Annotated in this window: 24 protein-coding genes; 14 read left to right on the forward strand and 10 right to left on the reverse strand. The window is 72.6% G+C overall.

Going from position 1 to position 26,449, the window contains the following annotated elements:
* Nucleotides 1–116: 116 nt before the first annotated feature.
* From pheS to ACFYNU_RS15290, 4 genes are all read left to right on the forward strand, one after another.
* The gene (pheS, locus tag ACFYNU_RS15275) at nucleotides 117–1,247 is read left to right on the forward strand and encodes a phenylalanine--tRNA ligase subunit alpha (RefSeq protein WP_356592058.1); all 1,131 of its coding nucleotides are present in this window, start codon (nucleotides 117–119) and stop codon (nucleotides 1,245–1,247) included.
* Nucleotides 1,247–3,796: a phenylalanine--tRNA ligase subunit beta gene (gene pheT / locus ACFYNU_RS15280; protein ID WP_356592060.1), complete on the forward strand. Its 2,550-nt coding sequence runs from the start codon at nucleotides 1,247–1,249 to the stop codon at nucleotides 3,794–3,796. The genes pheS and pheT overlap by 1 nt, the downstream gene beginning before the upstream one ends.
* 475 nt (nucleotides 3,797–4,271) lie before the next feature.
* Nucleotides 4,272–5,609 carry a transcriptional regulator gene (locus ACFYNU_RS15285; RefSeq protein ID WP_356592062.1) on the forward strand — a complete coding sequence of 446 codons (1,338 nt, stop codon included), beginning with the start codon at nucleotides 4,272–4,274 and terminating at the stop codon, nucleotides 5,607–5,609.
* A gap of 51 nt (nucleotides 5,610–5,660) precedes the next feature.
* The gene (locus tag ACFYNU_RS15290) at nucleotides 5,661–6,200 is read left to right on the forward strand and encodes an NUDIX hydrolase (protein WP_356592064.1); all 540 of its coding nucleotides are present in this window, start codon (nucleotides 5,661–5,663) and stop codon (nucleotides 6,198–6,200) included.
* A gap of 16 nt (nucleotides 6,201–6,216) precedes the next feature.
* Here the strand turns inward: ACFYNU_RS15290 and ACFYNU_RS15295 are convergent, their stop codons facing one another.
* Nucleotides 6,217–7,077 (reverse strand): 3-hydroxybutyryl-CoA dehydrogenase, encoded by an 861-nt coding sequence (locus ACFYNU_RS15295; RefSeq protein WP_356592066.1) that lies wholly within the window; start codon nucleotides 7,075–7,077, stop codon nucleotides 6,217–6,219.
* 158 nt (nucleotides 7,078–7,235) lie between these two features.
* Here ACFYNU_RS15295 and ACFYNU_RS15300 point away from each other — a divergent pair, with 158 nt between their 5' ends.
* Nucleotides 7,236–8,525, forward strand: coding sequence for a family 10 glycosylhydrolase (locus ACFYNU_RS15300; RefSeq protein WP_356592068.1), 1,290 nt, complete (start codon nucleotides 7,236–7,238; stop codon nucleotides 8,523–8,525).
* Nucleotides 8,526–8,531: 6 nt separating this feature from the next.
* Here the strand turns inward: ACFYNU_RS15300 and ACFYNU_RS15305 are convergent, their stop codons facing one another.
* Nucleotides 8,532–9,428 (reverse strand): DMT family transporter, encoded by an 897-nt coding sequence (locus tag ACFYNU_RS15305; RefSeq protein WP_356592070.1) that lies wholly within the window; start codon nucleotides 9,426–9,428, stop codon nucleotides 8,532–8,534.
* Here ACFYNU_RS15305 and ACFYNU_RS15310 point away from each other — a divergent pair.
* Nucleotides 9,427–10,881, forward strand: a complete 1,455-nt coding sequence (locus tag ACFYNU_RS15310; RefSeq protein ID WP_356592072.1) for a PLP-dependent aminotransferase family protein — start codon at nucleotides 9,427–9,429, stop codon at nucleotides 10,879–10,881. The two genes, ACFYNU_RS15305 and ACFYNU_RS15310, sit on opposite strands and share 2 nt — an antisense overlap.
* Before the next feature lie 12 nt (nucleotides 10,882–10,893).
* Here ACFYNU_RS15310 and ACFYNU_RS15315 read toward each other — a convergent pair whose 3' ends face one another.
* Complete coding sequence (locus ACFYNU_RS15315) at nucleotides 10,894–11,973, reverse strand: ABC transporter substrate-binding protein (RefSeq protein ID WP_356592074.1); 1,080 nt, start codon at nucleotides 11,971–11,973, stop codon at nucleotides 10,894–10,896.
* A gap of 157 nt (nucleotides 11,974–12,130) precedes the next feature.
* On the opposite strand from ACFYNU_RS15315, the gene ACFYNU_RS15320 reads away from it, so the two are divergent.
* The 4 genes from ACFYNU_RS15320 to ACFYNU_RS15335 all read left to right on the forward strand — a co-directional run bounded on the left by ACFYNU_RS15320 (nucleotide 12,131) and on the right by ACFYNU_RS15335 (nucleotide 14,369).
* Nucleotides 12,131–12,520, forward strand: coding sequence for a VOC family protein (locus ACFYNU_RS15320; protein ID WP_356592076.1), 390 nt, complete (start codon nucleotides 12,131–12,133; stop codon nucleotides 12,518–12,520).
* 102 nt (nucleotides 12,521–12,622) lie between these two features.
* Complete coding sequence (locus ACFYNU_RS15325) at nucleotides 12,623–13,066, forward strand: GNAT family N-acetyltransferase (RefSeq protein ID WP_356592078.1); 444 nt, start codon at nucleotides 12,623–12,625, stop codon at nucleotides 13,064–13,066.
* A gap of 31 nt (nucleotides 13,067–13,097) precedes the next feature.
* Complete coding sequence (locus ACFYNU_RS15330; protein WP_356592080.1) at nucleotides 13,098–13,673, forward strand: histidine phosphatase family protein; 576 nt, start codon at nucleotides 13,098–13,100, stop codon at nucleotides 13,671–13,673.
* Between the two features lie 39 nt (nucleotides 13,674–13,712).
* Nucleotides 13,713–14,369: an ATP-binding protein gene (locus ACFYNU_RS15335; RefSeq protein WP_356592270.1), complete on the forward strand. Its 657-nt coding sequence runs from the start codon at nucleotides 13,713–13,715 to the stop codon at nucleotides 14,367–14,369.
* Between the two features lie 70 nt (nucleotides 14,370–14,439).
* Here the strand turns inward: ACFYNU_RS15335 and ACFYNU_RS15340 are convergent, their stop codons facing one another.
* Genes ACFYNU_RS15340 through ACFYNU_RS15350 form a run of 3 tightly spaced genes read right to left on the reverse strand, consistent with a single transcriptional unit; the run spans nucleotide 14,440 to nucleotide 17,076 of the window.
* Complete coding sequence (locus ACFYNU_RS15340) at nucleotides 14,440–15,417, reverse strand: SDR family NAD(P)-dependent oxidoreductase (protein WP_356592082.1); 978 nt, start codon at nucleotides 15,415–15,417, stop codon at nucleotides 14,440–14,442.
* Nucleotides 15,418–15,451: 34 nt separating this feature from the next.
* Nucleotides 15,452–16,723 (reverse strand): RNA polymerase sigma factor, encoded by a 1,272-nt coding sequence (locus tag ACFYNU_RS15345; protein WP_356592084.1) that lies wholly within the window; start codon nucleotides 16,721–16,723, stop codon nucleotides 15,452–15,454.
* Nucleotides 16,723–17,076 carry a YciI family protein gene (locus ACFYNU_RS15350; protein ID WP_356592272.1) on the reverse strand — a complete coding sequence of 118 codons (354 nt, stop codon included), beginning with the start codon at nucleotides 17,074–17,076 and terminating at the stop codon, nucleotides 16,723–16,725. The genes ACFYNU_RS15345 and ACFYNU_RS15350 overlap by 1 nt, the downstream gene beginning before the upstream one ends.
* A 239-nt stretch (nucleotides 17,077–17,315) precedes the next feature.
* Between ACFYNU_RS15350 and ACFYNU_RS15355 the strand changes: the two genes are divergently transcribed.
* Genes ACFYNU_RS15355 through ACFYNU_RS15365 form a run of 3 tightly spaced genes read left to right on the forward strand, consistent with a single transcriptional unit; the run spans nucleotide 17,316 to nucleotide 19,506 of the window.
* Entirely contained in the window at nucleotides 17,316–17,963 is a 648-nt protein-coding gene (locus ACFYNU_RS15355; RefSeq protein ID WP_356592274.1) for an HD domain-containing protein, read from the forward strand.
* The gene (locus ACFYNU_RS15360; protein ID WP_356592086.1) at nucleotides 17,960–18,949 is read left to right on the forward strand and encodes a GlxA family transcriptional regulator; all 990 of its coding nucleotides are present in this window, start codon (nucleotides 17,960–17,962) and stop codon (nucleotides 18,947–18,949) included. The genes ACFYNU_RS15355 and ACFYNU_RS15360 overlap by 4 nt, the downstream gene beginning before the upstream one ends.
* A gap of 35 nt (nucleotides 18,950–18,984) precedes the next feature.
* Nucleotides 18,985–19,506 (forward strand): SMI1/KNR4 family protein, encoded by a 522-nt coding sequence (locus ACFYNU_RS15365; RefSeq protein ID WP_356592088.1) that lies wholly within the window; start codon nucleotides 18,985–18,987, stop codon nucleotides 19,504–19,506.
* A 44-nt stretch (nucleotides 19,507–19,550) separates the two neighbouring features.
* Here ACFYNU_RS15365 and ACFYNU_RS15370 read toward each other — a convergent pair whose 3' ends face one another.
* Complete coding sequence (locus ACFYNU_RS15370) at nucleotides 19,551–20,261, reverse strand: SDR family oxidoreductase (RefSeq protein ID WP_356592090.1); 711 nt, start codon at nucleotides 20,259–20,261, stop codon at nucleotides 19,551–19,553.
* 130 nt (nucleotides 20,262–20,391) lie between these two features.
* On the opposite strand from ACFYNU_RS15370, the gene ACFYNU_RS15375 reads away from it, so the two are divergent.
* Nucleotides 20,392–22,197 carry a HEAT repeat domain-containing protein gene (locus tag ACFYNU_RS15375; RefSeq protein WP_356592092.1) on the forward strand — a complete coding sequence of 602 codons (1,806 nt, stop codon included), beginning with the start codon at nucleotides 20,392–20,394 and terminating at the stop codon, nucleotides 22,195–22,197.
* A gap of 60 nt (nucleotides 22,198–22,257) precedes the next feature.
* Here ACFYNU_RS15375 and ACFYNU_RS15380 read toward each other — a convergent pair whose 3' ends face one another.
* From ACFYNU_RS15380 to ACFYNU_RS15390, 3 genes are read right to left on the reverse strand one after another with little or no spacing between them, the layout of a single operon-like run.
* Nucleotides 22,258–23,640: a hypothetical protein gene (locus ACFYNU_RS15380; protein WP_356592094.1), complete on the reverse strand. Its 1,383-nt coding sequence runs from the start codon at nucleotides 23,638–23,640 to the stop codon at nucleotides 22,258–22,260.
* 59 nt (nucleotides 23,641–23,699) lie between these two features.
* On the reverse strand, nucleotides 23,700–24,818 hold the full coding sequence (locus tag ACFYNU_RS15385; RefSeq protein WP_356592096.1) for a DUF6183 family protein: 1,119 nt from the start codon (nucleotides 24,816–24,818) through the stop codon (nucleotides 23,700–23,702).
* A gap of 46 nt (nucleotides 24,819–24,864) precedes the next feature.
* Nucleotides 24,865–26,424, reverse strand: coding sequence for an MFS transporter (locus ACFYNU_RS15390; protein ID WP_356592098.1), 1,560 nt, complete (start codon nucleotides 26,422–26,424; stop codon nucleotides 24,865–24,867).
* Nucleotides 26,425–26,449: the final 25 nt, after the last annotated feature.

Consider the following 26,449-nt stretch of genomic DNA (forward strand, 5'->3'; position numbering starts at 1 on the left):
GACCGCCCACGAGCTTCTTCACTCCGTACGGCCTTTAGACTCGATCCTTGGCACCTTTGCGTGCCCGGCCATCGAGCGGGGTCGTTCTGCCCAGCCAACCGGAAGTACGGGAAGAGATGTCGGCACCCAACAAGTCGTACGACCCAGTCGAGGTCGAGGCGCTGAAACCGGAAGAGATCGAGCGCATGCGGGACGAGGCCGTCGCGGCCTTCGCCGCCGCCGGCGACCTCGAAGCGCTCGCCCACGCGAAGACGGCGCACGCCGGCGGCACCTCGCCCCTGTCGCTCGCCAACCGCGAGATCGGCGCGCTGCCCCCGCAGGCCAAGGCCGAGGCGGGCAAGCGCGTGGGCCAGGCCCGCGGCGCCGTGAACAAGGCGCTGGCCGCCCGGCAGGTGGAGCTGGAGGCCGAGCGAGACACGCGGGTGCTGGTCGAGGAGGCGGTGGATGTCACACTGCCGTACGACCGCGTCCCCGCCGGCGCCCGGCACCCCCTCACCACCTTGATGGAGCGCATCGCCGACATCTTCACGGCCATGGGCTACGCGGTGGCGGACGGCCCCGAGGTCGAGGCGGAGTGGTACAACTTCGACGCCCTGAACTTCGTGCCCGACCACCCGGCGCGCCAGATGCAGGACACCTTCTTCGTCCAGGGTCCGGAGGGCACGCCGGGCGACGAGTCCGGGGTCGTGCTGCGTACGCACACCTCACCGGTCCAGGCGCGCGCGATGCTCGACCGTGAGCCGCCCGTCTATGTCATCTGTCCGGGCCGCGTCTACCGCACGGACGAACTGGACGCCACTCACACCCCGGTCTTCCACCAGGTCGAACTGCTCGCCGTGGACGAGGGCCTCACCATGGCCGACCTCAAGGGCACCCTCGACCACATGGTCCAGGAGCTGTTCGGCGGCGAGGGCATGAAGACCCGGCTGCGGCCGAACTTCTTCCCCTTCACCGAGCCGTCCGCCGAGATGGACATGGTCTGTTACGTCTGCCGCGGCGAGTCCGTCGGCAACCCGGACCGGCCCTGCCGCACCTGTGGCAGCGAGGGCTGGATCGAGCTGGGCGGCTGCGGCATGGTCAACCCGAAGGTGCTGATCGCCTGCGGTGTGGACCCCGAGAAGTACAGCGGATTCGCCTTCGGGTTCGGCATCGAGCGGATGCTGATGTTCCGCCACAACGTCGAAGACATGCGAGACATGGTCGAGGGTGACGTCCGGTTCACCCGGCCCTTCGGGATGGAGATCTGATGCGCGTCCCGCTTTCCTGGCTGCGGGAGTACGTCGACCTGCCGGCCACCGAGACCGGCCGCGACGTGCAGGCCAGGCTCGTCCCCGCCGGCCTTGAGGTCGAGACCGTCGAACAGCTCGGCGCCGGGCTCAAGGGCCCGCTCGTCGTCGGCAAGGTCCTCACCGTCGAGGAGCTGACCGAGTTCAAGAAGCCCATCCGCTTCTGCACCCTCGACGTCGGCGACGCCAACGGCACCGGTGAGCCGCAGGAAGTCATCTGCGGCGCGCGGAACTTCGCCGTCGGCGACAAGGTCGTCGTGGTCCTGCCCGGCGCCGTCCTGGCCGGTGGATTCGAGATCTCCGCCCGCAAGACGTACGGCCGTACCTCGCACGGCATGATCTGCTCCAGCGGCGAGCTGGGCATGGGCGACGACGGCAGCGGCGGCATCATCGTCCTGCCGCCGGAGTACGAGGTGGGCACCGACGCGATCGAGCTGCTCCAGCTCGTCGACGAGGTGCTCGACATCGCGGTCACCCCCGACCGCGGCTACTGCCTGTCGATGCGCGGTGTCGCCCGTGAGACCGCCATCGCGTACGGGCTGCCGCTGCGCGACCCGGCGCTGCTGGACGTGCCCGCGCCGAACTCGTACGGCCACCGCGTGGAGATCGCCGACCCCGTCGGCTGCGACCACTTCACCGCGCGTACGGTCACCGGGCTCGACCCCGAGGCACGCTCGCCGATCTGGCTCAAGCGCCGGCTCCAGAAGGCCGGGATGCGGCCCATCTCGCTGGCCGTCGACATCACCAACTACGTGATGCTGGAGATCGGCCAGCCGCTGCACGCCTACGACCGCAACCGGGTGGACGGCGCGATCGGCGTCCGGCGTGCCACCCAGGGCGAGGAGCTGACCACGCTCGACGGCGTCAAGCGCGTCCTGGACGCGGCCGACCTCGTCATCACCGACGACCGCGGACCGATCGGCCTCGCAGGCGTCATGGGCGGCGCCGACACCGAGATCGCCGACGGCGAGATCGTGGCGAGCCCGCTGTCCTCGACCGCCGCCGAGCGCGCCTCGCGCGGCACCACCGAGGTCGTCATCGAGGCGGCGCACTTCGACCCGATCTCCATCGCCCGCACCGCGCGCCGGCACAAGCTGCCCTCCGAGGCGTCCCGGCGCTTCGAGCGCGGCGTGGACCCGCACGCCGCGTCGGCGGCGGCGCAGCGCACCGTCGACCTGCTGGTGCTGCTCGCGGGCGGCTCGGCGGAGGCCGGTGTCACCGAGGTCGTCGCCCCGTCCGGGCCGCACACCATCACGATGGCCGCCGACCACCCCGACAAGGTGGCCGGTCTCGCGTACGGCAGGGAGACCGTCGTCCGACGGCTCCAGGAGATCGGCTGCGATGTCCAGGGACAGGACGAGCTGATCGTCACCGTCCCGAGCTGGCGCTCCGACCTGCGCGAGATCAACGATCTCGCCGAAGAGGTCATTCGGCTGGAGGGGTACGAGAATCTGCCCTCCACGCTGCCCAGGCCGCCGGCCGGGCGCGGGCTCACGGAGCGGCAGCGGCTGCACCGGAGGGTCGGCCGCGCGCTGGCCGGGGCCGGCTATGTCGAGGTGCTGAACTACCCGTTCGTCGGCGCCGCGCAGCTCGACCAGCTCGGACTGGCCGCCGACGACGACCGCCGCCGCGCGGTCAGGCTGGCCAACCCGCTCGCCGACACCGAGCCCGAGATGCGCACGACACTGCTGCCCGGTCTCTTCGGCGCGCTGCGCCGCAACGACGGCCGTGGCTCGCACGATCTGGCGCTGTACGAGACCGGTCTGGTCTTCCGGCCCACGGGCGAGGAGAAGGTGCCGGCCCGGCTGCCCGTCGACCGCCGCCCCTCGCCGCAGGACCTGGCGACGCTCGACGCCGCGCTGCCCCGGCAGCCGCGCCACGCGGCCGTCGTCCTCGCCGGAGCGCGGGAGCGGGCCGGCTGGTGGGGCGCGGGCCGTCCCACCCAGTGGGCGGACGCGATCGAGGCGGCCCGTACGGTCGCCGCCGAGGCGGGCGTCGAGCTGACGGTCGAGGCCGACCAGTACGCGCCGTGGCACCCGGGCCGCTGCGCCGCGCTGTACGCCACGGTGGACGGCGAGCGCACGCTCGTCGGCCACGCCGGTGAGGTGCACCCGCGCGTCATCAAGGCGTACGGCCTGCCGGAGCGCACCTGCGCGACGGAGCTGGAGCTGGACCTCGTGGAGCGGGCGGGCACGGGCGCGCTGCGGGCGCCGCGTATCTCGACCTTCCCCGTCGCGACGCAGGACGTGGCGCTGGTGGTGGACCAGGGCGTGCCGGCCGCCGATGTGGAGCGGGCGCTCGGTGAGGGCGCGGGCGAACTGCTCGAATCGGTGCGGCTGTTCGACGTGTTCACCGGTGAGCAGCTGGGCGAGGGGCGTAAGTCCCTGGCGTACGCGCTGCGGTTCCGCGCCGCCGACCGGACGCTGACCGTGGACGAGGCGTCGGCCGCGCGCGACGCGGCGGTGGCGCTGGCGGCCGAGCGTACGGGGGCGGTGCTGCGCGGGGCGTGAGCCGCGTGCGGCTGAGCTGACACGGAGGAGGGGCGTCGCCGGTTTCAGGTCCGGCGACGCCCCTCCGGTGTGTCCGGGCCCCGGCCCAGACCTGGTTCCCCGGCGGGGACGCGTCCCGTCACCACCGGCGGTCGGACACCCCGACGAGGGCGAGCCCGTACGCGGATACCGGCGCAGGCCGAGGGGGGCGAACACTGCGCCGTATCCGCCTCGCAACTGGCTGCGCGGCCGGTGCGCCGTCCGCCCCGCCGCGGAGTAACGGGCAGGTAGGCGGGGCGGACGGCGCCAGGTGGGCCGCCGTACCGCACGAGGGGGAGTGCGGCGGCCCGGCCGCTCCTTGCGAGACCACCCACTCAACAGCCGCCGGGCCCCCGGGCGGCAGGGCGCACAACGGACCGACCGGGGCATTACGTTCACACCCCGTGCGATGTCCCGCTCCATTACGCTGTGGCTGCCGAGGTTCCGGAGGGGCCCTATGCAGCCCAACACCTTGCTCGATTCGCTGATCGACGAGGCACGTATGTCGCACGCCGGGTTCGCCGCCCGGGTCAACAGAGCGGGACAGTCGCGCGGGCTCGGACTTCGGTACGAACACACGTCTGTGCTCCGGTGGTTGAGGGGCCAGCGGCCTCGCGGTCAGGTGCCCGAGCTGATCTGCCAGGTGCTGGGTGAACGGCTGGGGCGCACCCTCACGCTCGACGACGTCGGTCTCGGCGGGACTCCCGGCGCGCCGGGCCGCGATGCCACCCTCTCGGTGTTCGTGGAGCGGGCGACCGCCCTGTGGCGCTCCGACCAGCAGCAGCGCGGCCATGTGGTGGAGGCGCCCGCCGTGACCGGTACGCATGCCGTGATGCCGGTCTGGGAGTGGGAGAACCCGCCCGAGGACGCGGACGTCTCGCGCAGCGGCCCCGGCCGCGTCGGCCCGGCGGACATCGAACTGCTGCGGACGGCCAGGGCGCACTACGAGCTGATGTATCGCAGGGCGGGCGGTCTCGCCACCCACGCGCGGATCGTGGGCTTCCTCAACGCCGAGACCGCGCCGCTGCTGCGGGGCGGCTACAGCGACGCGACGGGCCGCCAACTGCACCGCGCCACGGGCGGGTTGGTGGCGGTGGCCGGTATCTGCGCGTACGACTCCGACGCCCAGGGGCTGGCCCAGCGCTACTTCCACCAGGCGCTTCGGCTCGCGAAGGCCAGTGGGGACACGGGACTTGGCGCGTACGCCATCGGGCTGCTCGTCAACCAGTCGCTGTTCATGGGGGAGTACCGGCAGGCGGTGGCCTTCGCGGAGGCGGCGCTGCGTACGGCGGGACGGGCGATCACCCCGGCGTTGGCCGCCGATCTGTACGCGATGCAGGCCAAGTCGTACGCCCTGCTCGGCGACGGGCGCGCGGCGCGCGAGTGCATCGGGCGGGCGGAGTGCGAGGCGGGCCGGATCAGACCGGGCCAGGAGCCGGACGAGACCGGCTATGTGGAGCCGGGGCTGGTCGATGTCCAGGTGGCCGAGGCGCTGCTCAGCCTCGGTGAGCTGAACGCCGCGCGGTCGCACGCCACCGAGGCGGTGGGCGCCCCGGCGCACGACCGGGGGCGGGTGCACCGGCTCGCGATGCTCACCCAGATCGAGTTGCGGCAGGGCGAGCCGGACCGGGCGGCCCGTACCGCGCGGGAGATGGCCGAGCGCGCGCGGGGGATGGAGTCGCTGCGGCTCAGGGACCGGATGACCGCGGTGCGGCTGGGGCTGCTGGAGAGCGGCAGCGCGGACGCGACGGAAGCGGCCGGATTGATCGCGCGGGCTCTGCGCGTTCCCCTGTGAGGAGGTGCCTGCTGCGATATTGCCAACTCCCGATCGGAAGGTGGCAAAACCGTGCAGTGGGCGAACTTAAGCGAACACACTGTGTATGAGAATCGCTGGTTCCAGGTAAATCTGGCGGACGTCGAACTCCCCGACGGCCGGCATCTGGACCACTTCCTCATCCGGCTCCGTCCCGTGGCCGTGGCGACGGCCGTCAACGAGGCCAACGAGGTGCTGATGCTCTTCAGGCACCGCTTCATCACCGACAGCTGGGGCTGGGAACTCGCCGCCGGAGTCGTCGAGGACGGCGAGTCCGTCGAGACGGCGGCGGCGCGGGAGATGGAGGAGGAGACCGGCTGGCGTCCCGGCCCCCTCCGGCATCTGCTCACCGTCGAGCCGGCCAACGGACTGACCGACGCGAGACACCATCTCTACTGGTCGGACGCGGCCACCTACACCGGCCACCCGGCGGACGACTTCGAGTCCTCGCGCCGTGCGTGGGTACCGCTGAGGCGCGTCCCCGAGATGATCGCGCGGGGCGAGGTGCCGGCCGCCAACATGGCGGCCGGGCTGCTGATGCTCCATCATCTGCGCCTGGGCGGCGGCGGGTAGGACACCCGCCGGGGGCTCAGCCGTACGGGTAGAAGCCCGACCCCGTCTTACGGCCGAGGCGCCCCGCGTCCACCATGCGCTGGAGCAGCGGGGGAGCGGCGTACAGCGGCTCCTTGTACTCGGCGTACATCGAGTCGGCGACCGACGCCACGGTGTCCAGGCCGATCAGATCGGCGAGCTTCAGCGGGCCCATCGGGTGGGCGCAGCCCAGCTCCATCCCGTTGTCGATGTCCTCACGGCTCGCGATGCCGGACTCGAACATCCGGATCGCCGACAGCAGATAGGGAATGAGCAGGGCGTTCACCACGAAACCGGACCGGTCCTGGGCACGGATCGCGTGCTTGCCCAGCATGTCCTGGACGACGGCCTCGGCGCGCTTGACCGTGTCGTCGGACGTCGTCAGTGCCGGGATCAGCTCCACGAGCTGCTGGACCGGTGCCGGGTTGAAGAAGTGGATGCCGATGACCTGGTCGGGACGGGACGTCGCGACGGCCAGCTTGACCAGCGGGATGGAGGAGGTGTTGGACGACAGGATCGCGTCGGGGCGCGTCACGACCTGATCGAGGACCTGGAAGATCTCCGTCTTGACCTGCTCGTTCTCCACGACGGCCTCGATCACCAGATCGCGGTCGGCGAACTCCCCGAGATCGGTGGTGAAGCTGAGTCGGCCGAGCGTCGCGTCGCGCTCCTCCTCGGTGATCTTGCCGCGCTCGGCGGCCTTGGAGAGGGAGTTGAAGAGGCGGGTACGCCCTATCTCCAGGGCCTCGCCGGTGGTCTCGGCGACCATCACCTCGAAGCCGCTGCGGGCGCACACCTCCGCGATGCCTGCGCCCATCTGGCCGCAGCCCACCACTCCGACGCGTTCGATGTCGGTCACATCGTGCCTTTCGCTGGTCCCGGTCCTGCGGGGCCCCGTGTGATTCCGGTGCCCGCTCCGGCCCCCGACGTTACTCCGCGCAGGTGTGTGCACGGCGGGCCGGGGCGGGCATGCTGTGCGGCAACGTCTGTCCGAGACAACCGACGAGGGGTCTGTAAATGCGGCAAATCGGTAGAAGAGGGTTCGTGGCGGTCACAGCGGGTGCTCTCACGTCACTGGCGATCGCCGGGGACGCGGCGGCGGTCGGCAGGGCGGCGAACGGAGCGGCGGCGGGCGCGGAGGGCGCCGCCGGGTCCGGTGGCCGGCACAGCTCGCACGGTGAGCTGCGCGGGATGTGGCTCGCCACGGTCGTGAACCGCGACTGGCCGTCGAAGCCCGGACTGCCGGCGGCCGAACAGCGCGCCGAACTGCTCAAGTTCCTGGACACCGCGGTCGACCGGAAGCTGAACGCCGTCATCTTCCAGGTGCGGCCGACCGCCGACGCGCTCTGGCCCTCGCCGTTCGAGCCGTGGGCCGAGTGTCTGACCGGCGTACAGGGCAAGGACCCGGGCTGGGACCCGCTGGGTACGGCGGTGAAGGAGGCCCACAAGCGCGGTCTCGAACTGCACGCCTGGTTCAACCCGTACCGTGTGGCCAATCACACGGACCCGTCCCGGCTCATCCCGAGCCACCCGGCGCGCAAGCACCCCGACTGGATCCTGCCGTACGGCGGGAAGCTGTACTACAACCCGGGCATCCCCGAGGTCAGGAAGTTCGTCCAGGACGCGATGCTCGACGCCGTACGGCGCTACGACATCGACGCCGTGCACTGGGACGACTACTTCTACCCGTACCCGGTCGCCGGTCAGGTCTTCGACGACGACGCGCAGTACGCCCGGTACGGCGCGGGCTTCCCCGACAAGGCCGCCTGGCGGCGCGACAACACCGACCGGCTGGTGCGCGAGACGGGGGAGCGGATCAAGCAGATCAAGAAGCACGTCGCCTTCGGCATCAGCCCGTTCGGGGTGTGGCGCAACATCGCCACCGACCCGACCGGCTCCGACACCAAGGCCGGGGTGCAGACGTACGACGACCTGTACGCCGACACCCGCAAGTGGGTCAAGGAGGGCTGGATCGACTACATCACCCCGCAGGTCTACTGGAACATCGGCTTCGCCGCGGCCGACTACGCGAAGCTCGTGCCCTGGTGGAGCGAGGTGGTGAAGGGGACGGACGTCGACCTCTACATCGGCGAGGCCCTCTACAAGGCGGGCGACCCCGCCCAGCCCGCGCCGTGGCAGGACGTGGCGGAGGTCTCCCGCCATCTGACGTTCGCCAAGCAGTACCCGCAGGTGCGCGGGCACTGCTACTTCTCGGCGCTGGAGTGCGTGAACGACAAGAACGGGGCGTTCGCGAGGGCGGTGGCCGACCACTACAAGTCCCGGGTGCGTCCGCCCCGGCAGCGGTAACACCCCTCAGGCGCGGGCCCGTTGGGTGACCGCGATGCACAGCAGTACGGCGACGGCCGCGAGCGGCGCGGCCGTCGCCAGCTGCTCCCCGAGCAGCAGCACCGACCAGACCAGTGTCAGCAGCGGCTGGGCCAGCTGGAGCTGGCTGGCCTTCTCGACCCCGATCGCGGCCATGCCCCGGTACCAGACATAGAGACCGAAGAACGTCGACCCCGCCGCCACCCACACCAGTCCGGTCACGCCCTGAGCGGTCAGCCGCACCGGCTCGAAGGACAGGGCGACGGCCGAGACCACCAGATTCAGCGGCAGACACGCGACCAGCGCCCAGCCGATCACCTGCCATCCCGGCATCAGCCGCGCCAGCCGGCCGCCCTCCGTATAGCCGGCCGCGCACACCAGCAGCGCGCCGAACAGATACAGATCACCGGTCGACACCGCCCCGCCGCTCTGCTGGAGGGTGAAGGCGAGCACCACCGCCGCCCCCGCGACGGCCGCGCCCCAGAACGTGCGGGACGGGCGCCTGCCCGTACGCAGCGCGGAGAACGCGGCGGTGCTCAGCGGCAGCAGCCCCACCACCACGGCGGCGTGCGCCGTGGTCGACGTCTGGAGCGCCAGCGTCGTCAGCATCGGGAAGCCGAGCACCACACCGGAGGCCACCACGGCGAACGCGCCCCAGTGCCGGCGCTCCGGGAAGGGCACACGCAGCGCCAGCAGGAAACCGCCCGCGATCAGCGCCGCGAGCACGCTGCGTATCGCGACCAGGGACCAGGGGCCGAAACTCTCCAGCCCCCAGACCGTCGCCGGAAAGGTGAGCGAGAAGGCGAGGACGCCCGCCGCCGCGAGGAGGGTGCCGCCGGTGACCGCTACCGGGTCGGTACGAGTAGCGCTATCCTGTGCTGTCATGCAAGAGCGTAGCAGCGTGGCCGAGTTGGTGAAATCTCTGAGGGTGGAGCTGAACCGCTACTCACCTGGTGGAAAGCTGCCGTCCAGCCGCGAGCTGGTCGAGCGCCACCGGGTCTCCCCGGTGACCGTCACCCGGGCGCTCGCCCAGCTCGCCGCCGAGGGCCTGGTCGTCACCCGCCCCGGCGCCGGCTCCTTCCGCGCCCAGGCCAGGCCCGGCGCGTCACGGGCCGGGGACACCTCCTGGCAGGAGGTCGCGCTCAGCGCCGACGCCACCACCGAACTCGTCCCGCGCAGCGTCGACTCCTCCGCCGTACTGACCACCCTCGCCGCCCCGCCGCCCGGCGTGATCGAGTTCAACGGCGGCTACCTCCACTCCTCCCTCCAGCCCGAACAGGCCATGGCCGCCGCCCTCGCCCGCGCCGGGCGGCGCCCCGGCGCCTGGAGCCGCCCGCCCACCGACGGACTGCCCGAACTCCGCGAATGGTTCGCCCGTGGCATCGGCGACACCTGGACGGCCGCCGACGTACTCGTCACCTCGGGCGGTCAGAGCGCCCTGACCACCGCGCTGCGCGCGCTCGCCCCGCCCGGCGCGCCCGTCCTCGTCGAATCACCCACCTACCCCGGCATGCTCGCCATCGCACGGGCCGCCGGACTGCGGCCCGTCCCCGTACCCGTCGACCCCGACGGCGTACGCCCCGAACTCCTCGCCGCCGCCTTCCACGCCACCGGCGCCCGGGTCTTCGTCTGCCAGCCCCTCATCCAGAACCCCACCGGAGCGATCCTCTCGGCGGCGCGCCGGCCCGAAGTGCTGCGCATCGCCCGCGAGGCCGGCGCCTTCGTCGTGGAGGACGACTTCGTACGCCGGCTCATCCACGAGGACGCGGGCCCGCTGCCCGGCCCGCTCGCCGCCGACGACCCGGACGGAGTCGTCGTCCATGTCTGCTCCCTCACCAAGGCGACCTCACCCAGCCTCCGGGTCGGGGTGCTGGCCGCCCGGGGCCCGGTGCTCGAACGGCTGCGCGCCATCCATGTCGTGGACTGCTTCTTCGTCGCCCGCCCGCTCCAGGAGGCCGCACTCGAACTGGTCGGCTCACCCGCCTGGAGCCGCCATCTGCGGTTCATCTCAAGGGAGTTGAGGGACCGCAGGACCGCCATGACCGCCGCCGTCCGCCAACGGCTCCCCGAACTGGCCCTCCCGCACATCCCGCCGGGCGGCTACCACCTCTGGGTGCGGCTGCCCGACGGCACCGACGAACAGGCCCTGGTCTCCGCCGCGTTGCGCGCGGGCGTCGCCGTCACCCCCGGCCGTCCCTACTTCTGCGCCGAACCCTCCGCCGGCCATCTGCGGCTGGGGTACGCGGCCGTCGCGGGGGCGCAGGAGATCGCCGACGGTGTACGGCGGCTGCGCACGGCCTGCGACGAAGTTCTCGGCGGAGCGTTCGGCGAGGCGTAGCGACGGGGCGCGTCAGCCGGTACGCAGAACGCGGAACCGGTCCGGCGCCGCCGGATCCCGGTCGGCCACCTGGACCGGCGACCCCGATCCCTGCCACACGCCGATGCCCGGCTCGCGGCCGAACCGGATCGGACCGCGAGTGCCGTCGACCGAGACTTGCGGCCAGGACTCGGCGACGCGCGCCCGGTCCGTGCCGTGCGCGCGCAGCACATCGGCGAGCACGGCGATCGTGTCGTACCCCTCGAACGCGACGAACGACGGCGCCCGCGCCAGCCGTTCGCGCAGGGCCGCGTCGACGCGTACACCGAGCGGGGTGAGCCGCTCGGGCAGATACCGCAGGAACGGGATCCCGGCGCCGTCGGCGCCCAGCAGGGTCTCCCAGTCGGTGAACTCGGGCTGCCCTGCCGGAGCGCCGATCAGCGTCCCCGCGAGACGCGGGTCGGCGCGGACGGACCTGACGAGCGACACCGCGGGCTCCGGCTGGCCGACCAGCAGGAGCAGGGCCGTCGCGCCGTGCTCCACGAGCGCGTCGCACACATCGGCGGGGGCGAGCGCGCTCATGTCGAGTTCCACGACGGCGCCGCCGCGCGGAGCGAGACGCTCCCGCAGGACGCGGGTGCCCGATGCCCAGTACAGACTCGGCGCGGCTGCCACCGCGATCCGGCTGTGGCCCGCGTCGAGGAGGAAGTCCGCGTAGATCCGCCAGCCGCGGGACTGCGGAGGAGGCAGCCGCGCGACATGATCCGTCGGCTGCTCCGTGAGCGTGTCGAGCACCGCCGACGAGCAGAGGAACGGCAGCCCGAGGGCGTCGGCCCTGGTGGCAGCCGCGCGAGCGACGACGCTGTGGTACTCACCCGCCACGGCGGCCACGCCCAGCCGGGCGAACTCGTCCAGGGCCGCCTCCGCCTTGCGCGGATCGGCGGCGGTGTCGCGGACCACCAGTTCGAGCGGGTTTCCGCCCACCCCGCCGGCGTCGTTGACCTCGCGCACGGCCAGTTCGAGTCCCGCGAGCAGATGTCGGCCCGCCTCGGTCCAGCCGGGGGGAGTCAGCGGAACGAGGGCGCCGATCTTGTACGTGACCATGCCGGACATTGCATCCACGCTCCGCGCCGACCGGCAACCGGATTAACGCGGCGCGTGGGCGATCATGGGCGTCATGCCCTCTTCTTCCTCTTCCTCCTCTGCTTCCCCGACCCCGACCCCGTCCACGCCTCCGGCCCCGTCCTCGATCCCCCGATTCCATCTGGCGGTGCCGGTCGACAACCTGGCCGCCGCCCGGCACTTCTACGGCGAGACACTCGGCCTGGAGCAGGGCCGCAGCGGTGACGGCTGGGTGGACTGGAACCTGCACGGCCACCAGTTCGTCACCCATCTCGCACCGGGCCGCCCGCCGCGCGTCCACAATCCGGTCGACGGACACGACGTGCCCGTGCCGCACTTCGGACTGATTCTGACCGTCCCCGCCTTCCAGGAACTCGCCGGCCGGCTCCGCGACGCCGGTACGACCTTCGTCATCGAGCCGTACGTACGCTTCGCGGGCGAGACGGGCGAGCAGTGGACGATGTTCCTGCTCGACCCGGCGGGCAACGCCCTGGAGTTCAAGGCATTCGCCGACGACTCCCAGGTCTTCGCCAGCTGAACCGGTACCGGCCGGCCGAGGACGGCGCGCCCGCGCCGTACGAAGCTGCCCCGGGTGGCACCCGCCACTGACAACGGAACCGCCACCTGGCAGCCTTCCGCCATGACCGAGACCACGACTTCCGCCGCGTACGACATCTCGACCGACCCCGCGCGCCTCGACGCGGACCGGATTCACCGCTGGCTGTCCACCGACGCGTACTGGGCGCTCGGCCGCGCGCGGGACGTCCAGGACAGGGCGATCGCCGGATCGCTCAACTTCGGTGTCTACGACACCGCGTCTGGCGAACAGGTCGCCTACGGCCGGGTCGTCACCGACCACGCCACCTTCGCCTGGCTCTGCGACGTGTATGTCGATCCCGTCGCCCGTGGCAAGGGACTCGGCACCGAACTCGTCGCCGTCGCACGGGACCACCTCGCCGAGCTGGGCGTACGGCGCTTCCTGCTCGCCACGGAGGACGCCCACGGCGTCTACGAGAAGGTGGGGTTCAAGTCCCTCGAGAATCCCCTGATGTGGATGACTCAGAACCTTCAGGATCCCTCTTGACCCGTACCACTTTCGGGATCACGATCCGGGCATGAGTGTTCGGGTCACGTTGGTCGCCGCCGCGCGCAGCTCAGCCCCACTTGCCGAACGTTTCGACGACGACCGCCCCCTCGACCAGACCGGCTGGCACGAGGTGCAGCGCGTCGCGCACGCGCTCGTGCCGCTGGCCGCCGCCGATCTGCGTTACTGCTCGCCCACCGCGCGCAGCCGCGCCACCGGGGAAGCCCTCGGCTACGCGCCCCTCGTCCAGCCGGCCCTGCGGGACTGCGACATGGGGCGCTGGCGCGGCTGCACCTTCGCGGACGTGGCCGCGCGTGAACCCGCCGCCGTGGACGCCTGGCTCGCCGACCCGCGCTCGGCCCCGCACGGCGGTGAGCCGCTGCTGGCGTTCATCTCCCGTATAGGGGGCTGGCTGGACACGCGCCCGGCCGACGACATCTGCGCCATCGTGGCCGTCGCCGAACCGGCGGTCATCAGGGCCGCGCTCGTCTACGCCCTGCACGCCCCCGCGCCGACCTTCTGGAACGTGGACGTCCGCCCGCTGTCCACGATCACGCTCATGGGCGGCCCCGGCCGCTGGAGCCTGCGTGTCGACGCCCGGCTCTGACGGGAACGGCCCGCGTGCCAGACTGCCTTGATGACCAGGGTGACCGGACACTTGATCGCAGTCGTCGGCAGCAGCCCCGGAGTCGGCAAGTCGACTCTCTGCCGCGCCCTCGCCCGCCGGGCCGCCGAATCGGGCGCGACGGTGGACCACTTCGAGGAAGCCGACATTCTCAGCCGCCCGTCCTTCCGCCCCGTGGCCGAGGAGTTCGCGGACGGCAGCGGCCGGGTGCGGCCCGCCACGCTGGTGGACTCCACCCGCGACTATGTGGCGAAGGCGCGTGCCGACGGCGTGGACGTCCTGGTCACCGACGCGCTGCTGCCGTTCATCCCCTCACTGGTGGCGTGGGGCCACGACGAGACCCGGATCGCCGCCGTGCTGGACGAGTTGGCGCGGGCGGTCCGGCCGACCCGCGTGACCGTGGTCTATCTGCGGGACGACCCGGACACCGCCCTGCGGCGCGCCGTCGAGCGCGAGGGGCCGGACTGGGCGGAGTGGTACGTCACCAAGCTCGGCGACTCGCCCGGTACCGGTTCCGTGAAGGATCTCGCGTCGGCCGCCGAACATCTGCGCCGGGAAGAGGAGTTGACCGTACGGCTGCTGGCCCGGACCGACTGGCGCGTGCTGCGCGTGGACGTCGGCGGGCGCGACGCCGCGCGGACCGAGCGGTACGTACGGGAGAACCTGCCCGAGCTGTGAGCCGCCGGGGCCGGGCCGGACGCGTGCCCGTCGCGGCCCGACCGGCGCGGCGGCCGGCCCGGACACCCGCTCAGCCGGTCGTCGCGAACGCGTCCACACCGGTGAGTTCGGCGGAGAGCTTCCACAGCCGCGCCGCCTGCTCGGGGTCCGCCGCGTACACGCGTACGCCGCCCTTGAAGTCGTCCTCGTCGGCGGGCTCGGCGATGTCGCAGTCCTCGCAGTACACACCGCCCGCGTCCGCCAACCGGGGCGAGGTCGCCGCCCACACCTGGGTGGCCGCGCCCTGCTCGGGCGTCTTGAACGACGTGTTGATCAGATTGCCGTCCTCGTCGATCCACCCGAAGGCGACCATCTCCTCCTTGGGAAGGTGCCGCTGGAGCGGTGTGAGGATGCCACCGGGGTGCAGCGAGAACGCCCGGACGCCGGAGTCCTTCCCGAGCGCGTCGAGGTGCACGGCGAACAGCGCGTTGGCGGTCTTCGCCTGGCCGTACGCCTGCCACTTGTCGTAACCCCGCTCGAACCACATGTCGTCCCAGCGGATCGGGGAGTGGCGGTGACCGGCCGACGACACGGAGACGACGCGCGCGCCGCCGCGCTCGATCGCGGGCCACAGACGGTTGACGAGCGCGAAGTGCCCGAGGTGGTTCGTCGCGAACTGCGCCTCCCAGCCCGGGCCGACGCGGGTCTCGGGGCAGGCCATGATCCCGGCGTTGTCGATCATGATGTCGATGTCGCGCCCGGAGGCGAGGAACCCCTCCGCGAACGCCCGGACGCTGTCCAGGTCACCGAGGTCCAGCTCGTCCACCTCCACCTTGCCCGCCGCCCCCTCGATGCCCGCGACGGCTTCCTCGGCGACGGCGCGCCGCCGGGCGGGCACCACGACATGGGCGCCCGCGCCCACCAGAGCGCGTGTCGTCTCCAGCCCGAGGCCCGAGTAGCCGCCGGTGACGATCGCGAGCTTCCCCCCGAGGTCGATCCCCCGCAGAACCTCCTCGGCGGTGCTGCCCGCGCCGAAACCTGAACCGATCTTGTGCTGAGGAGTAGTCATGGCTTCGACGGTACGTATTGGAGTGTCCTCGAAGTCAAGCGCCCAGAGCGGTGGCGCTGCGCCGCAGGAAGTCGCGCTCGGCGGCGTTCTCCGTACGGTCGGCCGCCTCCGTGTACGCCGCCGCCGCTTCCCTGGGAAGCCCGAGGCGTCTGAGCAGATCGGCCCGTACGGCGTGGAACGCGTGATAGCCCGCCAGCTCCGTTCCGAGATCGTCCACGAGGGCCAGGGCAGCGCGGGGGCCGTCGGTCTCGGCCACGGCGACCGCCCGGTTGAGCGCGACGACCGGACCCGGAGCGAGGGCGAGCAACTGGTCGTACAGCTGCCGGATCTGCCCCCAGTCGGTGGCGGCGGCGGTCGGCGCGTCGCTGTGGACGGCGTTGACCGCCGCCTGGAGCTGATACGGGCCCGGCCGGCCGCGCCGCAGACACTGCCGCACCAGCGCCTGGCCCTCGGCGACGAGATCGCGGTCCCAGCGGCCCCGGTCCTGGTCGGCGAGGAGGACGAGACTGCCGTCGTCGGTGGTGCGGGCGGGCTGGCGCGACTCGATGAGCAGCATCAGCGCGAGCAGCCCCCGGGCCTCCGGCTCGTCGGGCATCAGATCGACCAGCAGCCGGCCGAGCCGGACGGCCTCCTCACAGAGGTCGTCACGTACGAGCCGGTCGCCCGAGCCCGCCGTGTAGCCCTCGTTGAAGATCAGATACACGACGGACAGGACCGCGTCGAGGCGGTCGGGCAGATCGGCGGCACGGGGGATCCGGTACGGGATCCGGGCGTCGCGGATCTTGCCCTTGGCGCGGACGAGCCGCTGCGCCATGGTCGGCTCGGGCACCAGGAACGCGTGCGCGATCTCCGCCGTGGTGAGCCCGCCCAGCAGCCGCAGGGTGAGGGCGACGCGGGCGGCCGGGGCGAGGGCGGGATGGCAGCAGGTGAAGATCAGCCGGAGCCGGTCGTCGCGCACGGGGCCCTCCTCGTCCGATTCGCCGGGCCCGTGACCGGGTTCGGGGCCGGAGTCGAGCCCTTGGCCGGGCCCGTACAGGAGCGCGGCCTGCGCGTACCGGTCCGCGCGGGAGGACTCCCTGCGGAGCCGGTCGACGGCCCGGTGACGGGCCGTGGTGATGATCCAGCCGGCCGGACTCGGCGGCAGCCCGGTGTCGGGCCAGCGCCGGACGGCGGTGGTGAACGCGTCCTGGACCGCCTCCTCGGCGATGTCGACGTCGCCGAAGACGCGGACCAGGACGGACACCGCCCGGCCGTACTCCGTACGGAAGACGCGCCCGATCTCGGACCGGGAGACCGCGTCGGACATCAGCTGTCGACCTCGCCGAAGAACGGCCGCACCTCGATGGGGAGCGTCGTCGCCCGGGTGGCCTTGACGCCCCAGGCGAGCGCCGCGTCCAGATCGGGTGCCTGGACGATGCAGATCCCGCCGAGATACTCCTTGCTCTCGGTGTACGGCCCGTCCGTCATCAGTACGTCGCCCCCCTTGGCCCGTACGACGGTGGCGGTGCTCGGCGAGTGCAGCCCGCCGGCGAAGACCCAGGCGCCCGCGGCCTTCAGCTCCGCGTGGAAGGTCTCAAGGTCGCGGCTGATCGCGGCCAGCTCCTCGGGCGCGGGCGGGTCTCCGACGGGCTGGACCACGCTGAGCAGGTAGTACTTCATTTCGGGTGCCTCCTCGGTGCGCTGTGCCGCGCTCTCGTCGTCGGCGTCGTGCCGACCTCTCACCGTCTACACGAACGGCACCCGCCCGGATCGACACGCGCACAGGATCCGGGCGAATAATTCTCCGCGTCCGCCGGCATGTCCGTATCTGTGGGTCATACGGCCCTGTGGTCATGGCACACCGGCCCGCCCCTCCGGAGACTGGAAGCACCAGCGACCGGAAGGACCAGGTGATGACGATGACCGACGACGTCTCCGTACCGGCGGGCGTGCCCGTACCGGACACCAAGCTCGCGCGGGAGGCGACCGAACTCGTACGCGACACCGTGAGCGAGCTGATCTACGACCACTCGCGCCGGGTCTACTTCTTCGGCAGCCTCCAGGGCCACAACCGGGACCTCAGCTTCGACCCCGAACTCCTCTACATCGGGGCCATGTTCCACGATCTCGGCCTGGGCGAAGCCTTCCACGGCAGCGAACGCCGCTTCGAGGTCGACAGCGCCGACGAGGCGCGCCGCTTCCTCCGGGCGCACCAGGTGCCCGAGGACAGCATCCGGCGGGTCTGGACCGCCATCGCCCTGCACACGACCCCGGGCGTGCCGGAGTTCATGGAGCCGGAGGTGGCGCTGGTGACGGCGGGTGTCGAGTACGACGTCCTCGGCATCGGCTACCACGACATCGGCGACGACGACCGGGCCGCCGTCGTCGCCCTGCACCCGCGTCCCGGTTTCAAGCAGCGCATTCTCGGCGCGTTCACGGACGGCGTGCGGCACAAGCCGGAGACCACCTTCGGCAACGTCAAGGCCGACGTCCTCGCCCACTACGTGCCCGGCTTCGAGCGCGGCGACTTCGTGCGGACGATCCTGGACTCGCCGTGGCCCGAGTGACCGCCCGATCCGCCGCCGGGACCACGACCGCCGTCGTGGCCGTCGTCGCCTTCGACGGGGTGCAGCTCCTCGATGTGACCGGCCCGGCCGAGGTGTTCACCACGGCCAACATGTTCGGCGCCGACTACGACGTACGGATCGTGTCCCCGGACGGTGCGGATGTACGTACATCGTCGGGCCTGCGGATCGGCGTGGACGGCGGGCCGCCGGACCTGCCCGCCCGGCTGCACACCCTCGTCGTACCCGGTCGCAGCGACTGGCGGCGCGCGGTCACCGACCGGCGGCTCGTCGCCCTCGTCGACGAACTGGTTGGGCGCTCACGGCGGGTCACATCCGTCTGCGCCGGCGCGTTCGTCCTGGCGGAGACCGGCGCGCTGGACGGCCGGCGCGCAGCGACGCACTGGCGGCTGGCCGCGCAGCTCGCCGCCGCGTACCCACGGGTGCGCGTGGAGACGGACCCGGTGTTCGTGCGGGACGGCGGCGTCGTGACGTCCGCCGGTGTCACCGCCGGCATCGACCTCGCCCTCTCCCTGGTCGAGGACGACCACGGCGCCGGGGTGGCGCGCGACGTCGCGCGCGAACTGGTGGTCTTCATGGCCCGCCCCGGCGGCCAGTCGCAGTTCAGCGCGCGGCTGACCCCGCGTACGGCGAAGCACCCGGTCGTGCGCAGGGTGATGGACGCGGTCGGCGCCGACCCCGCGGCCCCGCACAGCCTGGAGTCCCTGGCCGACGCGGTCGGTGTCAGCGCCCGCCATCTCAGCAGGCTCTTCCGGGGCGAGACCGGCACGACGACGGGCCAGTATCTGGAATCCGTACGGCTGGAAGCCGCCCAGGTGCTCCTCGAATCGGGTGACGACCCCGTCGACACCGTGGCGGAGGCGTCCGGTTTCGGCTCGTCCGAGACGATGCGCCGCGTCTTCCAGCACGCGCTGGGCATCGCCCCGACCGCCTACCGGGCGCGATTCCGTACGACCACGCCCGTCTGATCGCGCGCGGGCCGGTGGGGCGTAGGATCCCGGCCGTGGCGCGATACGACGAGGTCAGAGCGGCGTTCTGGGACGACGAAGACGGCGACGGCGGCGGCGACGGCGGCGGGACCGGGGCCGAACGGCCGCCGCTGACGGACGAGTTGGTGACGGAGGCGGAGCGCGTGCTCGGCGTCACGCTGCCCACGACGCTGCTCGACCTGCTGCGCCTGCGCGACGGCGGCGCGGTGGCCCCGTCCTGGAACGCGGCCCCCACCGGGCGCCCGACGTCCTGGAGCGGGACCCAGGTGCCGTTCACCGACTTGATGGGCGTGGGGCGGGTGCCCGGCTCGCTGTCCCTGCTCGACACCCCGTATCTCGTGGAGGAGTGGGAGCTGCCCTCGCCGATCGTGCTCCTCACGGGTGACGGCCACTGGTGGATCGGGCTCGACTACCGGGAGTGCGGGCCGCGGGGCGAACCGTCCGTCACCTGGTTCGACGCGGAGGCCGAGACGGAACTGCCCCTCGCGGCGGACTTCCGGTCGTTCGTGGAGACGCTGATTCCTTCCGGTGCCTGACACCGGTGCCTGACCGGTCGGCGCCGCTCCCACACGGGCCGCGCCTACCAGGGCTGCGGGCCCGACGCCGTGAAGGAGCCGCCCGTCGGACCGTCCGGGCCCAACTGGGCCATCCGGACGATGATCTCGGCGCCCTCCTCGACGGTCTGCGTACCGGTGTGCCCGTTCAGGTCCGTCGCGGTGAAGCCCGGCTCCACCGCGTTGATCCGGAAATCCGGGAACGCCTTCGCGTACTGCACCGTGATCATGTTGACCGCCGTCTTGGACGCCGGATAGGCCACGCCGGGATAGTTGGACCCCGATGCGCCCGTCCCGGTCATCAGGGCCATCGAGCCCAGGCCGCTGCTGACGTTGACCACCACCGGGCAGTCAGAGCGGCGGAGCAGCGGCAGGAACGCGTGGGTGACGCGGACCAGGCCGAAGACGTTCGTCTCGAACACCGTCCGCATCGCGTCGGCCGTCTCCTGCGCCGCGCTGTACACCGATCCGTCGGGCGCCCGTCGCTCGATGCCGGCGTTGTTGATCAGCACGTCCAGGCCGCCGCCGCATGTCTCGACGGTCTTGGCCGCGGCGGCCACGGACGCCTCGTCGGTGACATCGAGGACGACCGGCCGGGCGCCCAACCGCTCGGCGGCCACGCGCCCGCGCTCCGGGTCCCGGCTGCCCATGTAGACGGTGTGCCCCGCCGCGACGAGCCGGCGGGCGGTCTCGAAGCCCAGGCCCTTGTTCGCCCCGGTGATCAGTGTCGTTGTCATGCCTCCACCTTCGGGCAGGGTGCCGTGGTCAGCCAGCCGTCCGGTCCTCCTGGGAGGGCCGGCCCAGGAGGGTCCGGGGACCGTGGGACACGCTCTCCGCGTCGAGAAGCGCTGTCGTAGGGTCACGCCCATGCTGGACGGAATCGACGACATCGACTGGTCGGCGCTGACGCACGCGTACGGCTCCGCCGAGGACATACCCGCCCTGCTGCGCGCGGCCGGTTCCGCCGACGCGGGGGAGCGCGCGACGGCGCTCGAAGAACTGGTCTCGTCGCTCTGCCACCAGGGGTCTATCTACCCGGCCACCGTCGCGGCCGTCCCCTTTCTCGCGCGGCTCGCCCTGGACGGGCCCGGCGACCGGCTGCGGCTGACCTGGCTGCTGCACGGGGCGGCCGAAGGGTCGGGCCGCGAGTACCGGCAGGCACGCCGGGCGGTGGCCGAGGCGCTGCCCGCGCTGCTGGGCCTCGCGGCGGACGAGGACCCTGCCGTACGGCAGGCGATGGTGTGGACGGTGGCCGCCTGCGAGGAGGCGTCGCTGCCGCTGCTCCCCTTGCTGCGGGCCCGGCTGGAGGAGGAACCCGACGCCGAGGTACGGGCCGATCTCGTCACCGCGCTCGGCCTGCTCGACGTTTCGCCAGGGACCAGTGGCGCCCGCGCCCGCGCACTGCTGTCCGCGCCGGAGCCGCCGGTGCGCAGGGCGGCTGCGACGGATCTGCTGCGTACGGCCCCGCTGCCGCTGCCGCCCGACCTGGTGGACGCGGCGCTCGACGCGCACGAGGCGGCGCCCGCCGACGAGACCTACCATCCCTGGCCCGACTCCTACCGGCCGCTCATGGAGCGGCTGATGGACGACCCGGACGCCGCCCTGCGCGCGGTGGCACGGGGTCTGCCGCTGGCCTGGGAGCTGACCGAGGTCTGGCGCGACCGCGAGAGCGATGTGCTGCCCCCGCTCGCGGCGGCGGCCGTGGACGCCGAGGGCCTGTGCCGGGTGGCCCGGGTCGGCGCCGCTCTCGCGGGTGGTGAGCCCGCGCCGTGGCTGGCGCCCCATCTGGTGTCCGACGATCCGGCCGTACGGGTGGCGGCGACGCTCGTCGCGGTGCGGCTGCGCGTGCCCGGGGCGATCGGTCTCGCCTTGCGTCTGATGGACGAACTGCCGGAGGAGTCCGCCTCGTTGCGACTGACGCCGGTCTCCGCGCCCGGTCTGGCCGTGACCGCCGCGGTGGAGGTGTTCGGCGCCGCCGCCGAGCCGGTCGTACGGCGGATCGCGGACCGGCCGCGTACCGAATGGGTCGACGCGCTACGGGACTTCCCCGCGCTCGCCGCCGGACACGTGGACGAACTGGTGCGTCTGCTGCCCGCCTCGACCGGAGTGCTGGCCGCGCTCGGCCCGGCCGCCGGGCCGAGCGCGGCGCGGGCCCTGCGCGTACGGGCGGAGGCCGGCGACCTGGCGGCGGCGCTGGCCCTGGCCCGGGTCACCGGCGACGCGGGGCCGGCGCTGGATGTCGTACGGGGGCTGCCGGACCCCCTGGCGCGGCGTTCGGCGGCCGTCGACGTGGCGGCCGAACTCGGCCCGTCCGCAGTTCGGTTGCTGCCGTTGGTGGAGGAGCGGCTGACGGCACCGAACCGGGACAGCCGGGTGGACGCGGCTGCCGCGATCTGGCGCGTCACCGGCCGTACGCACGACACCGCGCCGGTGATCGCGGACCAGCTGGCCCGCGGTGCCCGCGCGCCACATCCGTACGGTGCGCACCAGCCGCATCTCGGCGCGCTGCGCGCGCTGACGGCGATGCGGCTGCTCCCGGCGCCGGCCCGTACCGCCGTGGAGCACATCGCCTTCTCCCCGCGCCGTGTGGTCTCCGGCTCCCCCTGCGTCGCGACGCCTCACCCCGACCTGACAGCACGGGAGTTGGCGCGCGGGCTGCTGGCACTGACCTGACCTGACGTGACCTGACCGAGTGTCCGAGGACCGGCCGACGGCGGGGCCGTCGGCCCGGACTCACGCCGGCACGCCCGCCCGGTCCAGCAGCGCCGTCATCTCCACGACCGGCAGCGCCGGATTGCCCGCCGCCGCCGACCCCACATCCGGGTCCGCCAGCAGCTCCACCACGCGCCCCACCGGCAGCCGCGCGTCCCGGGCCGCCCTCGCCCGCACCTCCGCGTCCGTGTCGTGGCTCAGCCGTTCCAGGAGTTCGGGCGTCGCCTCCGGGTCACGTACGGCCAGTGCGCGGGCCCGTGGATCGGCGGCCTCCCCGAACCGCGCCGCGAGCCCCGCCGCGGGGAACTGGTCCCTGGCGACCAGCGAGCCGACGGCCCGGTGCGTACCGTGCAGATACAGATCGAGCAGCAACTCCGCCGGTGCCTTCGGGTGACGCTCGGCCAGCAGCAGCCGTACCGCGAAGTCCTCGTCGCCCGCGAGCAGTTCGACACAGTCCTCGGGCAACTCCCGGCAGACGGCGGCGCTGCGCCGCAGCCAGGGGTGCGCGGACGTCGCGCACCGGCGCAGCACGTCCGGGTCCTTACGCGCGTCCCACACCCAACGCAGCGTGTCCAACCGGTCCTCGGGGCCGATCTCCCAGCCGATCGCCGCGCGTTCCTCCTCCGACAGCCCGGGGCGGGCCGAGACCGCGAGCCGTACGGCGGGATCCTCGTGGTGGGCGAGCCGGGACGCGAGATCGGCCGGCAGGGTGGGGTTGCGGGCGAGATACGCGAGCTGTGTGCCCTCGGCCAGCAGCCGCTCGGCCACGGCCCGCCCGAGCCGGCCGCGCTCCACCACCTCCGTCAACCGCCAGTCGCCCGCGAGTGCCTGGACGAGTTCGGCCGTGCGTTCCTCGTCCTCGTGCACGACCCACAGCGAGGCGGCCCGGCGCACGGCCTGGTCGGTGTCGTGCAGGAGCGCGGTGCGTACGTCGTCGGGGAGCGCGTGCCAGACCCGGCGGCAGGCCGCCTGCCGGAACATCGGGTCGGGGTGGCCGGCGAGCGGCACCAGTACATGATCGGGCACACCGGCCGAGTCGAGCGTCTCGTAGCGGATCATGTCGTGTTCATGGGTCAGCAGCCGCTCGTACGCCCGGTCCGGCAGCGGCGGCACGGTCATCCGGTACGGCATCGGACCGCACGCCACCGCCAGGGCGTCCGACGGCGGGCCGTCGAGGAGCCGGGCGCGCAGCTCGGGGTCGATCGTCCAGCTCTCGGCGAGCACCCGGCGCACCCGGCTGTCGGGGTGGCCGAGCATGGCCTCGGCCACCTCGTCGGGAAACGTCTCGCGGAACGAGAGCCGATGCCTGATCGAGTGGTTGTCCAGCGACAGCAGCCGCAGCAGTACGCCGGCGGGCGCCGCCGGATTCCCGGCCAGCGCCTCCAGCATGTGATGGTCCGTCAATCTCTACGTCCTCAACTCGTCGGCCCCGTGGGCCTGTTCGCCGCGGCCTGTCCGGTGATCTAGTCGGTGTCCGTCGCCGCGAGCACCGCGATCCGCCGGCCGTCGGGAGCGAGCGCGGCGATGCCGAAGTCGGAGCCGATGTCGTTGTGGAACCACTCCGCGTCCGCCTCGAAGTGGAACCAGGTCGTCAGCCGGGCCAGCTCCTCCACCTCCTCCGCACTCGCGCCCTCGGGCGCGCCGCACAGCCCCGCCATCGACTTCCACGCCCACAGCCGGCCGTACGCGCCGTGCGCCCCCGCTCCCCAGATACCGCCCATCGACGCGACGCCGAAGAGAAGGGGCCAGATCTCGTCGACCGGGCGGACCGCGACCTCGAAGCGGTCCGTGGGGCCGAGTCCGTCGACACAGGGCATCGGCAGGGTCGGCAGCAGCGCCGGCACCCGGTCCGGTGCGACCGGTTCGTCGGGCCGGAAGACCCAGGCCTCGCAGTCACCCCAGCCGCCCGCGCGTACGGCGGCGACGACCGTCTCGTACACGTCGTTGGTCGCGACGTCCCGAAGGGCGGACCGCTTCGCCGTACGGGGGGTCGGCGGATCCACCCGCCCCTCGGCCGGCACTCCGGTCGCCGTACCGGAGGCGGAGTTGTTGATCCCGCGCCGGGGAAAGCCGGCGCCCGCTTCGAGGTCGCGCCGCCGCGCCGGCAGCCAGGTGAACTGGTGCGGGCCCATCCGTCCGTACAGCCAGGCGTAGCGGTCCCGGCCCTGGAACACGTCGACGTCCACCCCACGGATCAGCAACTCGTGGAAGAGACAGGCCCGTAGCTCGTCCAGCCGGTACCGGTCACGGCGGGCGAGGACGGCGGCCGTCAGATCGGCCGCCCGCTGATGCTCCGCCAGGAGCGAGGCGACGAACGGCTGCGGGAGACCGGCGCCCGTCGTGTGCTCGTCGTCCAGGAGTTGGAGCAGTTGCTCCACGCTGTCCCGCCCGGGGGTGAGGGCGAGTACGCGCATCACCAGGGCCAACTGGCCGTCGGACTCCCGTATTCGCTCACGGGCCGCCGCGTGCCGCTCCGCCAGCCGTACGCCCAACCCGCGCAGGAACGCGACGTCCCGCTGCGCGCCGTGCCTTTCGGCCTCGCCCCGGACGAGCCGGCCGAGGTCGTCCTGATCGTCTTCCACGGCCGTCACCTTATGTCCGGCCGTGCTGTCCGCGTGCGGGGGTGGTCTAGGTCCGCGCGGCCGGTGCCCGGTCGCCGGACGGTACGGCCCCACGGCTCCTGCGCAGCATCGTGAGCGCGATGGTCGCGCTGATCGCGGCGATGACCGCGCAGGCGAGACCGATCGTGTTCAGCCCGCGCGTGTACGCCTCCGCCGCCGCTGCCAGCAGTCCCTCGGCGGGCTCGGCCGGCAGGTCCCGGGCCGCCGTGACGGCGTCCTCCATGCTTCCCCCGGCGGCGTCGGACGCGGCCGGCGGGGTCCCCTCGGGCACCACGATCGCGTCGCGGTAGACGGCGGTACCGAGACTGCCCAGCACGGCGACGCCCAGCGCGTTGCCCAGGTCACCGCTGATGGACGAGAGCGCCGCCGCGGAACCGCCGCGCTCCGGCGGGACGGACCCGATGACCAGATTGGTGCCGAGCGACCCGAAGGTGCCGACGCCGACGAAGATGATCACAAAGCCCGCCACCAGCAACGGAATCCCGCCGACCGGATCGACGAACACGAGCATCAGATAGCCGGCCATGCCGATGAGCAGCGCCACCCCCACGACCGTGCTCAGCGGGTGCCGCTTGGCGACGACCGGCGCCGCTTGCGCGGCGACGATCGACGCGAGGGCCGCGGGCACCATCCACAGACCCGCCTCCATCGGCGACAGGCCCTCCACCATCTGAAGGAACCCGGTGATGAAGAGATAGCCGCCCCCGGTGCCCAGCATGGACACGGTCAGGATCAGCAGCGCCGCGCTGAACGCGGCGACCTTGAAGAGCCTCAGGTCCAGCAGCGGATCGGCGAGCCTGTTCTGCCGCGAGACGAACACCGCGCCCACGGCCAGACCGACGGCGATCGTGCCGAGGGGGACCAACTCGAAGCCGTACCGGGCGAGTTCCTTCAGGCCGTAGATGATCGACAGGATCGACACCAGTGACAGCACGACGCTGAGCAGGTCGATCCGCCCCGCGTCAGCGGCCTTGTACTCCGGCAGCAGCAACGGAGCGACGATCAGCAGCAGCACCATGACGGGCACGCCGAGCAGGAACACCGAGCCCCACCAGAAGAACTCCAGCATCATGCCGCCGATCACCGGGCCGAGCGCGGTGCCGCCCATGAAGCAGCTGGCCCACACCGCGATGGCACGGGCCCGCTGATACGGGTCGTGGAACATGTTGCTGATGAGGGCGAGGGTCGACGGCATCAGCGTCGCGGCGGCGACACCGAGCAGGCCACGGGTGACGATCAGCGCCTCCGCGCTGGTGGAGTACGCGGCTGCCACCGACGTCACGCCGACGGCCGTCGCGCCGATCATCAGCAGTCTGCGGCGGCCGATCCGGTCGCCGAGCGTGCCCATGGTGATGAGGAAACCGGCGATCAGGAAGCCGTAGACATCCATGATCCACAGCGTCTGGGTGCCGCTGGGGCGCAGCCCCTCGGCGAGATGCGGCAGGGCCAGATACAGCACGCTCTGGTCGAGAGAGATCAGCAGGGTGGGCAGGGCCAGCACGGCGAGGCCCATCCATTCCCGGGACCCGGCCTTCCGGACGGGGGCCTCGGAGGCGTTCGATGACATGGGTTTCCTTCCTTCTCCCCGGAGC

Source organism: Streptomyces sp. NPDC006643 (assembly GCF_042870175.1).
Classification (GTDB): domain Bacteria; phylum Actinomycetota; class Actinomycetes; order Streptomycetales; family Streptomycetaceae; genus Streptomyces.